We start from the raw sequence: 12099 nt of genomic DNA on the forward strand, positions 1-12099 counted from the left end.
ACCCTGGTTTCGATGCAGAAGATCGGCACCAGCGCGGTGCAGTCGCGGGCCACCGGCGGCGTTGCGGGCGGCACCTATCTGTTTGCACTGCCCGGCAGCCCCGGCGCCTGCAAGGACGGCTGGGATGAAATCCTGTCAAAACAGCTCGATTACCGCCACCGGCCCTGCAATTTCGTGGAAATTATGCCCAGATTGGAGGAACAACTGCGCCGGAAGTAATCCGGTACGGCGTGTAACCTCGTAAACCTGTGCGGAAAATCGTATATTTCCAAGCGGGCACAAGGCATTTGCAATTTGGCTGGCTGCAATGGCGGCCCCGGCAGCATCCGCCACCGGAAGGGAGAGACATGCGCTTTTTGCGTCAGAGTGTGACAGGGGTGTTCCTGGCGGCCGTAACGGTGGCGCTGCTGCTTTATGCCGGGCAGCTGATTTTCAGTGCGATTGATGCACAGCTGAATGCGGAGAAAAAGACGCCGCCGGTGCGCGAACGGGTGTTTGCGGTCAATGTGGTGACGGCGGACCTGCAGACTGTGGCGCCGGAGCTGACCGCCTTTGGCCGGGTGGAAAGCCGCCGCACGCTGGAGCTGCGCACGGCCGTTGGCGGCCGGGTGGTGCAGCTGGCCGAGGATTTCGAGGAAGGCGGCGCGGTCCGTGCGGGCGAGGTGCTGGTGCAAATCGATCCGGTGGACGCGCAAGCCGCACTGGACCGGGCCGAGGCTGACATGATGGATGCCCGCGCCGAGGAACGCGATGCCGGCCGGGCGCTGATCCTGGCGCAGGACGAATTGCAGGCCACCCAGGACCAGGCGCAATTGCGCCAGCGGGCGTTTCAGCGGCAAGTGGACCTGCAGGAGCGCGGTGTCGGCACCGCTGCCACCGTGGAAACAGCAGAATTTGCGGCGGTTCAGGCGCGCCAGGCGGTGATCTCGCGCCGCCAGGCCGTCAGCCAGGCCGAAGCGCGCGCCGATCAGGCTGCCACCCGTGTGGCCCGGGCGAAAATCGCGCTGGACGAGGCACGGCGCGAGCTGGACGATACCACGATCAAAGCGGGTTTTGACGGGACCTTACAAGCCGTGAACCTGGTGCAGGGACGGCTGGTTTCAGCCAATGAAAAGCTGGCGGATTTGGTTGATCCGGATCTGCTGGAGGCAGCGTTCCGGGTCTCAACCGCGCAATACACAAGGCTGCTCGGCGCTGATGGCGATCTGCTGCAGGCGCCGGTACGGGTGACACTGGATGCGGCCGGGGCGGGTCTCAGCGCCACGGGGCAGATTTCCCGCGCCAGCGGCGCTGCCGGCGACGGGCAGACCGGGCGGCTTGTTTATGCCCGGCTGCAGGCCGCGCCGGGGTTTGAACCGGGCGATTTTGTCACCGTGAAAGTGACTGAGCCTGAGGTCGCAGCGGTGGCCCGTGTTCCGGCCTCGGCGCTGGGCGCGGATGGTTCTATTCTGGTGCTGGGCGCCGGGGACCGGCTGGAAGCATTGGCTGTTGAGCTGGTGCGCCGTCAGGGCGGCGACGTGCTGATCCGCGGATCGGGACTGGAAGGGCGCGAGGTTGTGACCGGCCGCACACCGCTTCTGGGGCCTGGCATCAAAGTGCGTCCGCTGCGCCAGGGCGCCGCGGCACCGACGCTGCCCGAGCTGATCGAACTGAGCGATGAGCGCCGGGCAAGACTGGTGGCCATGGTGGAAGGCAACAGCCGGATGCCGTCGGAGATGAAGGCCAGGATGCTGCAGCAGCTGGCCGAGGCCAAGGTGCCCGCGCAATTGGTCTCCCGCATCGAAACCCGGATGGGAGGCTGAAGCGCATGGCCCGCAAGCTCCCCCGGCCGGCCCGCGGGCTGTTCAGTTACTTCACCCGCCACCGCACCGCCGCGAACCTGTTGCTGGTGATCATGCTGGTGCTGGGGGCCGCAGCAATGCCCAACATGCGGGCGCAGTTCTTCCCGGATGTGATTGTCGAAAGCGTCACCGTTACCGTCGAATGGGAGGGCGCCGGCCCCGAGGATGTGGACAGCGGCATCGTGCAGGTTCTGGAACCGGCGCTCCTGGCCGTGGACGGTGTGGAGGAGACCGTCTCCAGCTCGCGTGAAGGATGGGCAACGCTGACCCTGGAGTTTGAGCCGGGCTCGGACATGGGGCAGGCAACCGACGATGTGCAGGCAGCGGTCGACGGCATCACCACATTGCCGGAGGAGGCAGAGGAGCCGGAAGTGCGCCGCGGCGCCTGGCGCGACCGGGTGACCGATGTGGTGATTACCGGGCCGGTCGGGGCGGCGCAGCTGGGCCTTTTCGCGGACGAACTGGTCGCCCGCCTGTTCGAGGCCGGCGTCACCCGGACCTCCATCCGCGGCGTGGCGGCGCCGGAGACCATCGTCGAGGTGCCCACTGCCAAGCTGATCACCCATGACATCAGCATGCGCAAGATCGCCGGGGCCATTGCCGCCGAGGTGGACGCCGACCCCGCAGGCGATGTGACCGGCGCCAATGCGCGGGTCCGCACCGGCAGCGAGAAACGCCAGCCCGATGAGCTGAAAGCGATCGTTCTGCGCACCAATCCCGACGGCTCGGTGCTGACCATCGCGGATGTGGCACAGGTGCGGGTGGAGGGAGTGGACCGCAACCGCTCTTATTTCGTCGGCGAGCATCCGGCGATGTCGATCCGGGTTGACCGCTCGGACCAGGGCAATGCCATCCGCCTGCAGGGCAAGGTCCAGGAGGTGGTTGCGGAAATGCAGGCCAGCCTGCCGCAGGGGGTGACGGCACAGCTGATCCGCACCCGGGCCGAGCACATCACCAACAGGCTGGATATCCTGGTCGACAACGGGCTGATGGGGCTCGCCCTGGTGCTGTGCCTGCTGTTCCTGTTCCTCAACACCCGCATTGCCTTCTGGGTGGCAATGGGCATCCCCGCCTCGATGTTTGCCGCCGTGGCGCTGATGTATGCTGCCGGGATCACCATCAATATGGTCAGCCTGTTCGGCCTGATCATCACCTTGGGGATCGTGGTGGACGATGCCATCGTGGTGGGTGAACACGCCGATTTCCGGGTGCGGCGGCTGGGCGAAAGCCCGGTTCAGGCCGCCGAGAACGCGGCCCGGCGCATGGCGATGCCGGTCTTCGCGGCAACGCTGACCACCATCATCGCCTTTTTTGGCCTGACCCTTGTGGGGGGGCGTTTTGGCGAGCTGATCCGCGATATCCCTTTCACCGTGATCGCGGTGCTGGCGGCCTCGCTGGTGGAATGTTTTCTGATCCTGCCCAACCACTTGGCCCATGCGCTGACACATGCCCAGGCGCGGCATTGGTATGACTGGCCGAACCGGATGGTGAACCGCGGCTTCCGCTGGCTGCGCGACAACGCGTTCCGCCCGTTCATGGGCTGGGTGGTCCAGGCCCGCTATGCCGTGCTGGCCGGGGCGCTTGCAGTTCTGGCAAGCCAGGCGGCGCTGTTCATCAGCGGCGATGTGCAGTGGCGCTTTTTCAACGCGCCTGAGCGCGGCTCGGTGACCGGCAATTTCGCCATGGTGGAGGGCGCCAGCCGTAGTGACACCCTGGCGATGATGCAGGAAATGCAACGCGCGACCGAGGCGCTGGGCGCGGAATATGCCACCCGCTATGGCCGCAATCCGCTGGATTTCGTCATGGCCGAGGTGGGCGGCAATGCCGGCCGCGGCCTGGGCGGGGTTGAGGCCAAGGACACAGATCTGCTGGGCGGGATCTCGATTGAATTGATCGACGCCGACCTGCGCCCCTATTCCAGCTTTGCGTTTGTCGCTGAGCTGCAGGAGCGGGTGGCACGGCATCCGATGGCCGAGACGGTGTCTTTCCGCAGCTGGCGTTCCGGACCGGGCGGCGATGCGCTTGACGTGCAGTTCTCCGGCCCCGGCGTGCAGGTGCTGAAGGATGCCTCGGAAGACCTGAAAACCGCACTGCTGCGCTTTCCCGAGGTTTCAGCCGTCGAGGACAATCTGGCCTACGACAAGGAGGAGGTGATCCTCGACCTCACCCCGCAGGGGCAGGCGCTGAATTTCACCATCGGCAGCCTTGGCCAGGCACTGCGGGCGCGGCTGAATGGAATTGAGGCGGCCACCTACCCGGACGGGCCGCGCAGTGCCACCATCCGGGTAGAGCTGCCCGAAAATGAGCTGACCGCCGATTTCCTGGAGCGCACGCTGATGCGGGCGCCCAGCGGTATCTACGTGCCGCTGGCCGATATCGTCTCGGTCACCCAGCGCACTGGCTTTTCCACCGTGCGGCGGGAAAACGGCATCCGGGTGATCAGTGTCTCGGGCGATATCTCCGAGGACGATCCCGCCCGGGCCGAAGCGGTGATGAAAGCGCTTCAGGACGAAATCCTGCCGAAGATTGCCAGCGAGCGGCAGGTGGAATGGACCCTGTCGGGCCTCGCAGAGCAGGAGCAGACCTTCCTGCAAGAGGCGGGCACCGGGCTGATTCTGTGCCTGACGGGAATCTACCTGGTGCTGGCCTGGATCTTTGCCAGCTGGACCCGGCCCCTGGTGGTGATGGCAATCATTCCCTTCGGCCTCGTCGGGACGATCTGGGGGCATTACATGTGGGAGGTGCCGCTGAGCATGTTCACTGTGGTGGGTCTTTTGGGGATGACCGGGATCATCATCAACGATTCCATCGTGCTGGTGACCACCATCGACCAGTACGCCGAAGACCGCGGGCTGGTGCCGTCGATCATCGATGCGGCGGCGGACCGGCTGCGGCCGGTGATGCTGACCACGATGACCACGGTTCTGGGTCTGGCGCCCTTGCTGTTCGAACGCTCGCAACAGGCGCAGTTCCTGAAACCGACGGTGATCACGCTCGTCTATGGCCTTGGGTTCGGCATGTTCCTGGTTCTGCTGGTGGTGCCTGCACTGGTGGCCATGCAGCGGGATCTGACGCGCCCGATGACTTCGCTGCGCCGGGCTCTGCGGCGCGGCGCAGGGGGGCTGCGCTGGCTGGTGCTGGGCACCGCGCTGGCTAAGCTTGGCTGGCTGGTGCTGACGCTGGGCTGGGCCATGGCCACCGGCGCGCTGCATCCGGTGCTGCGGGCTTTTCCCGCGCTGGCGGCGATGGAGCCGGTGCGCGCCGGGCTGCTGGCCTGCGTTGCGGGGGCGCTGGTTCTGGCGCTGCTGGCCTATCTGGCCGGAAGCGCCGCCTACCGGTTCAACGCCCGCCAGCGGGCCTGAGCCAGCCGGGCCACATCCGCCACCTGTTCCAGCAGCTGCAGTCCGCGGGTTTCGATCTCGGCAATCGGGATCCACTCGGCCTGTTCGGCGTCATCATCCGGCACCGGCTCGCCGCTGATATAGCCGCACAGGACCACCGTCAGCAGATACTGGCGCTGTGCCGCGCCAGTCTCGCCGCGGGCAATCACATCGACATTGGTAAGATACTCCAGCGGTCTGGCAATAACCCCGGTTTCCTCTTGCAGCTCACGCGCGGCGGCCTGCAGGGCGGTCTCCCCCATCTCCACATGGCCGCCGGGAAAGCCCCACCAGCCCGCATTCGGCTCTTTGCCGCGCTGCACCAGAATCACCTGGTCCCGGCCGCCGATGCGGCGGCAGACCACGGCAATGGTGCCCAGAACCGGACGCTGGGGACTGGCGGCAGGGCTCATCCGGCGCTGCAGCCCTGGATGTCCACCGCGTGGTTCTGCCCCAGCACGGTGATCCGCAGTTGCGAGCGGTCAATGGCATAGGCACTGTCATCGGCAGGCAGGAATTCGGCTTCAGCCACCAGCTGCCCGCCTTCGCGCCGCGTGGTGGTCTCACCGGCAAACAGCTTGGGATTGCCCGGTTCGATCACCGCAACCTCCTTGCCGCCGGCAGAGGGCATCGAGATGCGGGCGGTGACCTTCATGCCGTATTCGGACGGGCGCAGGCTGCAGGCGGCATGGCGCACACCGGCTTCCTTGGCCGACCAGGGGCGGCTGGCCATCGCAGCGGCAATTGCCGGGTTGCGGCCTGCGGTGCTGTCCAGCTGGTGGTCAAAGCTCAGCTCGGCCGGTACGCAGACGTCCTTGCAGACACCCAGCTGCATCCGGCCTTTCAGGCGCACCGGCTTGCCCGGCGTTTCCGGAGTGATCTCCAGCGGCAGCACCAGCTGGTCGTGATAGCCGATGGTGCGGTAGCCGGAGGTCTGAAAAACCTCGGGTGCGGGCCAGGTGATCGACAGCCCGCCCACATTGCGCGCGCCGCGCCAGGAAAAGCTGGGCGGAATGCCGGCGTCGCCAGGCGCGCGCCAATAGGTCTTCCAGCCGGGCTGCAGCTTGATCCGCAGCGCCCCCATATAGGTGCCGCGCGGGGTCATGCCGCCGTCCAGCACTTCTATCTGCACGATCCCGCCGTCGGCGGCGCCGGCAAGGGCCGGGGCGCCTGATGCCGCGGCAAGCAAAACCGCCAGGGCGGCCATGGGTCTGTTCAGCTTCGGTCTCATGCCCCGATACATGCGCCTGGCAGCAGGGTTTGCCAAGTCACGTTCCGGTCATTGTCTTGGAGTAGGGGCAGGTTTGCGGCAATTTTGCCGGAGGCTTGACCGGGCTGACCCTTTGCACCCCTTGCGTGCGGCCCGGGGGGGCGTCATGGTGGAGACAGGCAGCAGGAAAGACGGAATTACATGGATCTGACTGGCAAGCTATTGATTGCAATGCCCGGAATCGGCGACCCAAGGTTTGAGCATTCGGTGGTTTTCCTGTGCTCATATGGTGAGGAAGGGGCGATGGGCCTCATCGTCAACAAGCCTGCGGACGGGGTGGCGCTGGGCGATCTGCTGGAGCAGCTGGACATGGGCGAAGAGGGCAGCGCGGCGGCGGCATTGCCGGTGCGGTTCGGCGGTCCGGTGGAGACCCAGCGCGGGTTTGTGCTGCACACGCCGGATTACGAATCGGACGTCAGCTCGCTGAAGGTGCCGGGCGGGTTTTCGATGACCGCGACGCTGGACATCCTGGAAGACATCGCCCTGGGGCAGGGACCGGAGCAACTGCTGGTGCTGCTGGGCTATGCGGGCTGGGGGCCGGGTCAGCTGGAAGCGGAGATTGCCATGAACGGCTGGCTGACGGCCGACGCCAGCCCGGAGCTTGTTTTCAGCCTGGCGGACGACAGCAAATGGGAAGCATCGCTAAAAACCCTTGGGGTCGATCCGCTGACATTGTCAGCCAGCGCCGGCCACGCCTGAGCGGCTGATATGAGACGCCGCGCCGCGCTTGCGCAGCGCTATGCCAAACAGATTGGCACTCGTCTTTGATCGGTTTCAATCGGGCGGGAGTGTCTTGGCCGGACGGCCGGGTGCCAGGGCGGCTCAATCCCTGGGCGCGGCAGCGCGGACAAGCCGGTCGTTGATGGCTTCGCCCAATCCGTGATCCGGAACCGGCGCCACCGCGATGGGTTTGCCAAGGGCGTCGAGACGGTGCAGGTGGCCAAAAAGATTGGCGGCGGCCTCGGCCAGGTCTGCGCTGGCGGAGAGGTTCAGATCGCCTCCTCCCGGGCCGAACCCAAGATACAGCTCTCCATCCTCAGCCTTGACGGCGTTCAGCCGGACCGGCGCGCCCGGGGCGTAGTGGGACAGCAGCTGGCCCGGGGCGGTCAGCGGGTCCTCGACGTCGCGCAGTACCAGCTGTTTGCCCAGCACGGCCTCGATATCTTCTGCCGCCAGCCCGCCCGGGCGCAGCAGCATCGGCGCCGGGCCTGCCAGCCCGACAATGGTCGATTCCAGCCCGACCCCGCAGGCGCCGTCATCCAGAATCGCGGCGATGCGGCCGTCCAGCCCGGCCCGCACATGGGCCGCGGTGGTGGGGCTGATCCTGCCCGAGGGATTGGCGGAGGGCGCGGCCACCGGACCGTCCAGCGCCTGCAGCAGGGCCTGGCCTGCGGGATGCGCTGGCACGCGCAAGCCCAAAGTTCCGAGGCCGGCAGTGACCAGCGGCGATATTCCGTGGCCCGCGCGCAGCGGCAGCACCAGGGTCAGCGGACCGGGCCAGAAGGCCTGTGCCAGCCGCTCAGCGGTTTCGTTCCAGACCACATAGCGGCGGCCGGCCTCTGCGGAATGCACATGTGCGATCAACGGGTTGAAGGAGGGCCGCCCCTTGGCCTCATAGATCGCTGCCACAGCCTTGCCCTGCCGGGCATCGGCGCCAAGGCCATAGACCGTCTCGGTCGGGAAAGAGACCAGCTTGCCGTCCCGCAGCAATTGGGCGGCGCGGGCAATGCCGGTTGCCGTGGCGGCAAGAATTTCGGTGCTGTGCAGGGGCATTCCAGGTGACGCGGCGTTTTGGTTGATTGAGATGAGCGTCCGATTAGGTAATCGGTCAAGCCAGTGACCATAATAGGCCAGTGCCGGGAAGCCAAGGCCGCCCGTGCCAGGTTGCCCCTTAAATGACCTCCAGAGGACGCCCATGACTTTCCGTGCCCCCGTTTCCGAGTATGAGTTTCTGCTGAACCACGTCGTCGGCTATGACGCCATCCCGGCCACAGACCGCTTTGCCGAGGCAACGCCGGATGTGGTGAGTGCGATCCTGAACGAGGCGGGCAAGATGTGCGGCGAAGTGATGGCCCCCTTGCAACGCAACGGGGATCTGACCCCGGCCTTTCTGGACAACGGCGTGCTGCGGACCTCGCCCGGTTTCGGCGATGGGTTCAAAGCCATCGCCGAGGGCGGCTGGATCGGCATGAGCGCGCCGGAGGAACATGGCGGCATGGGGCTGCCGCTGACGGTGGCCACCGCGGTCAACGAAATGATGGCGGGCGCCTGCCTGTCGCTGCAGCTGGCACCGCTGATGAGCCAGGGCCAGATCGAGGCGCTGGAGCATCACGCCTCGGATGCGATCAAGGAGCTGTATCTGCCCAAGCTGATCTCCGGCGAGTGGTCCGGCACCATGAACCTGACCGAACCGCAGGCCGGTTCGGACGTGGGGGCGCTCAGCTCCAAGGCCGAGCCGAACGGCGATGGCACCTATGCGGTCAGCGGCCAGAAGATCTTCATCTCCTGGGGCGATAATGATTTCTGCGGCAACATCTGCCATCTGGTGCTGGCGCGGCTGCCGGACGGCATGCCGGGGACCAAGGGGATTTCCCTGTTTCTGGTGCCGAAATTCCTGCCGGACGCAGATGGCAATCCGGGCGCGGCAAACGATCTGAAGGTCGTCAGCCTCGAGCACAAGATGGGCCTGCACGGCTCCCCCACCTGCGTGATGCAATATGACGGTGCCACCGGCTGGCTGATCGGCGAGGAGCATGGCGGCATGGCAGCCATGTTCACCATGATGAACAATGCGCGCCTCGGCGTCGGCGGCCAGGGCGTGGGGGCGGGCGAAGGCGCCTATCAGCATGCGCTGGCATATGCGCTGGAACGCAAACAGGGCAAGACTGCCAGCGGCACGATTGCGGACCACGCCGATGTGCGCCGGATGCTGATGGAGATGAAGGCGGACCTGTTTGCCTCCCGCGCAATCCTGTTGGCCTGTGCGCAGGCCATCGACATGCAGACCGCCACCGGTGCAAAGGACTGGGCCGCCCGCGCAGCATTCCTGACGCCGATAGCCAAGGCATTCGGAACCGATACCGGTATCCGGCTGGCCGAGACCGGGGTGCAGGTGCATGGCGGCATGGGCTTCATCGAGGAAAGCGGTGCCGCGCAATATTACCGCGACGTGCGGGTGACGGCGATCTACGAGGGCACCAATGGCATTCAGTCGATGGATCTGGTGGCGCGCAAGATGATGGACGGCGGCGAGATGGGATTTGCCCTGATCGACGAGATCGAAGAGCAGGCCGAACGCGCCCGCACCACCCATCCGAACATGGCCGAATCCGTCTGGCAGGCCTGTGAAAGCTTGCGCGAAGCCACCGAGTGGCTGGTCGCCCAGCAGGACATGCAGGACCGCTTTGCCGGTTCCGTGCCCTACCTGCGGGCCTTTGCCCGGGTGCTGGGCAGCCATTACCATCTGGCGGCAGCGATGGCGGATCAGGGTGGTCCGCGCGAAAAACTGGCGCGGTACTACATCACCCGGATGCTGCCCGAACATAGCAGCCTGCTGGCCCATGCCCAGGCCGGCGCTGCGGGGGTCTTTGCCCTCACCCTTGATGAATTGGCAGGTTGATCTGTGACTGACATTCCCGACGTCTCCCCCCGCACCCCTTGGGAAGAACCGCCCGCACAGGGCGAAGCCATCGAAGTGGCCGACGGCGTCCTTTGGATGCGCCAGCCGCTGCCGATGAAGCTCGATCACGTCAATATCTACGCGCTGGATGACGGCAATGGCTGGACAGTGATCGATACCGGTTTCAACAGCCGCAAAAGCCGGGCGATCTGGGACAGCCTGATGGCGGGCCCGCTGAAGGGCAAGCCGGTCACCCGGGTTGTCGGCACCCATCACCACCCGGACCACATCGGTCTGGCCGGCTGGTTCCAGTCGCAGCATGGCGCCGAACTGGTCACCACCCGCACCGCCTGGCTGTTTGCCCGCATGCTGACGCTGGATGTGCAGGAGACCTGGCCGGAGGAGACGCTGGCCTACTACCGCAGTGCGGGCATGGACACGGCCTTCTATGACAAACGGGCCAGCGACCGGCCCTTCAACTTTGCCGATACGGTTCATCCGATGCCGCTGGGCTTCACCCGCATTCAGCAGGATGACGTGATCCGCATGGGCGGGCGCGTCTGGGATGTGCATATCGGCAACGGCCACGCCCCCGAACAGGCAACCTTCTGGAGCCGCGACGACAATCTGGTGATCACCGGCGACCAGATCCTGTCAACCATCAGCCCCAATATCGGCGTTTATGCGACCGAGCCGATGGCGGATCCCTTGGGCGAATGGCTGGAGGCCTGCGAGCGCCTGTCGAAACTGGCGCGGCCCGATCATCTGGCCCTGGGCGGGCACAAGCTGCCGTTCACCCGGCTGCCCTTGCGGATGCAGCAGCTGATCGGCAATCACCACGGCGCGCTGGAGCGGCTGATGGATCACCTTAGTGTGCCGCAGACAGCCGCCGATTGCTTTGCGCCGCTGTTCAAGCGCACAATCGCTGAAGGCGAGTACGGGCTTGCGCTGGTCGAGGCGGTGGCCCATGTAAATCATCTGTACCACACCGGCCAGGTGGACCGCTGGAAACGCGAAGACGGCGCTTGGCTCTATCAGCGCAAGGGGTGACGCACCCCGCATTCGAGGGAGACACCATGAGCGACGAGATTTCTACCAGCGCCGAAGCGGCAGAGGCGGCGGTGCTGCCCTGCGTGCACGAGGTTCATACCGATCCCGAGGCCTGTGCAGGCCTGCGCAAGATTCCGGACAAACTGCAAACTCAGGATGCGGCCAAAAGCCCGGCGCGCTGGGCCTACGAGCGGCTGATTCTTTATATCCAGAACTTCGAACAGCAGCTGGACGCCGAGCACGAGGTTGCGATGGGCTTTGCCGGCGGCAATGCGGGGGTGCTCCGGATCGAAGGCATGGGCTATTACGATCCCGATATCATCACCTTTTATGGCAGCGAAGGCCCCGGTGCGCGCACCCAGCTGGTGCAGCATGTCAGTCAGCTGAATGTGATGCTGCGGGCGGTGCCCAAGGCGCAGGACAAAGCTCCGGCCAACCGGATCGGCTTCCGGCTCGCTTCGGATTTGGAGCAGGTATAAGCCCAAGGGCAGGGCCCGGCCGATTCGCCTCTGCGGCGGTGCCGGGCCGGCCGGATGCCAGGACTGCGGGCATGGCTGCGGAATTCACCGCGTATTTCCGGCTGATGCGCCCGAATGACGTGGTGACAGAGGACGGCAAATCCAGTAATCACCAGAAAAATGCACGTGAATTGAGGGATAACTCACATGGCTGAACATCAGCACGGCACCATGGACACCGCGGTTCAGGAAAAAGTCTACGCGGGCTTTCTGACTTTCATCACCCGCTCCAGCATTGCCCTGGTCATTTTCGCCGTCTTCCTGGCGATCTTCGCCACCTGACCGCCTGATCCGGAGAGCGCGCCGTGCGCAATCTTCTGTGCCTCGGCGCGGTTCTGCTGGCGCTGGCGGGGTGCGCGGCACCGCAGCAGCCCAATGCGGATGCCGAAACCCTGGCCCGGGTGTCTTACCGCCACCCGGG

At 65.7% G+C, this 12099-nt stretch carries 10 protein-coding genes and 2 pseudogenes; 9 read left to right on the forward strand and 3 right to left on the reverse strand.

Annotation, left to right across the window (positions count from 1 at the left end):
* The 3 genes and pseudogenes from VOI29_RS16930 to VOI29_RS16940 all read left to right on the forward strand — a co-directional run.
* Positions 1-219: pseudogene (locus tag VOI29_RS16930) on the forward strand (molybdenum cofactor biosynthesis protein); the annotation flags it as partial.
* A 128-nt stretch (positions 220-347) separates the two neighbouring features.
* On the forward strand, positions 348-1802 hold the full coding sequence (locus tag VOI29_RS16935) for an efflux RND transporter periplasmic adaptor subunit (RefSeq protein WP_323781225.1): 1455 nt from the start codon (positions 348-350) through the stop codon (positions 1800-1802).
* Positions 1803-1807: 5 nt separating this feature from the next.
* Entirely contained in the window at positions 1808-5203 is a 3396-nt protein-coding gene (locus VOI29_RS16940; RefSeq protein WP_323781229.1) for an efflux RND transporter permease subunit, read from the forward strand.
* Here VOI29_RS16940 and VOI29_RS16945 read toward each other — a convergent pair.
* On the reverse strand, positions 5173-5634 hold the full coding sequence (locus VOI29_RS16945) for an NUDIX hydrolase (RefSeq protein ID WP_323781232.1): 462 nt from the start codon (positions 5632-5634) through the stop codon (positions 5173-5175). The genes VOI29_RS16940 and VOI29_RS16945 overlap by 31 nt on opposite strands.
* Positions 5631-6452, reverse strand: a complete 822-nt coding sequence (locus VOI29_RS16950; RefSeq protein ID WP_323781234.1) for a protein-disulfide reductase DsbD domain-containing protein — start codon at positions 6450-6452, stop codon at positions 5631-5633. Before VOI29_RS16950 ends, VOI29_RS16945 begins: the two co-directional genes overlap by 4 nt.
* A 168-nt stretch (positions 6453-6620) precedes the next feature.
* Here VOI29_RS16950 and VOI29_RS16955 point away from each other — a divergent pair.
* Positions 6621-7190, forward strand: a pseudogene (locus VOI29_RS16955) (YqgE/AlgH family protein); the annotation flags it as partial.
* A gap of 123 nt (positions 7191-7313) precedes the next feature.
* Here VOI29_RS16955 and VOI29_RS16960 read toward each other — a convergent pair.
* On the reverse strand, positions 7314-8264 hold the full coding sequence (locus tag VOI29_RS16960) for an L-threonylcarbamoyladenylate synthase (protein ID WP_323781237.1): 951 nt from the start codon (positions 8262-8264) through the stop codon (positions 7314-7316).
* Positions 8265-8406: 142 nt separating this feature from the next.
* Here VOI29_RS16960 and VOI29_RS16965 point away from each other — a divergent pair, with 142 nt between their 5' ends.
* From VOI29_RS16965 to VOI29_RS16985, 5 genes are all read left to right on the forward strand, one after another.
* Positions 8407-10110, forward strand: a complete 1704-nt coding sequence (locus tag VOI29_RS16965; protein ID WP_323781241.1) for an acyl-CoA dehydrogenase — start codon at positions 8407-8409, stop codon at positions 10108-10110.
* 3 nt (positions 10111-10113) lie between these two features.
* On the forward strand, positions 10114-11160 hold the full coding sequence (locus tag VOI29_RS16970; protein WP_323781244.1) for an MBL fold metallo-hydrolase: 1047 nt from the start codon (positions 10114-10116) through the stop codon (positions 11158-11160).
* A 26-nt stretch (positions 11161-11186) separates the two neighbouring features.
* The gene (locus tag VOI29_RS16975; protein ID WP_323781247.1) at positions 11187-11639 is read left to right on the forward strand and encodes a DUF6173 family protein; all 453 of its coding nucleotides are present in this window, start codon (positions 11187-11189) and stop codon (positions 11637-11639) included.
* Positions 11640-11710: 71 nt separating this feature from the next.
* Positions 11711-11833 carry a hypothetical protein gene (locus VOI29_RS16980; protein WP_323781250.1) on the forward strand — a complete coding sequence of 41 codons (123 nt, stop codon included), beginning with the start codon at positions 11711-11713 and terminating at the stop codon, positions 11831-11833.
* Positions 11826-11960: an aa3-type cytochrome c oxidase subunit IV gene (locus VOI29_RS16985; RefSeq protein ID WP_323781252.1), complete on the forward strand. Its 135-nt coding sequence runs from the start codon at positions 11826-11828 to the stop codon at positions 11958-11960. The genes VOI29_RS16980 and VOI29_RS16985 overlap by 8 nt, the downstream gene beginning before the upstream one ends.
* The last annotated feature ends 139 nt before the right edge of the window (positions 11961-12099 follow it).

It is taken from the genome of Leisingera sp., from assembly GCF_034669605.1.
GTDB lineage: Bacteria > Pseudomonadota > Alphaproteobacteria > Rhodobacterales > Rhodobacteraceae > Leisingera.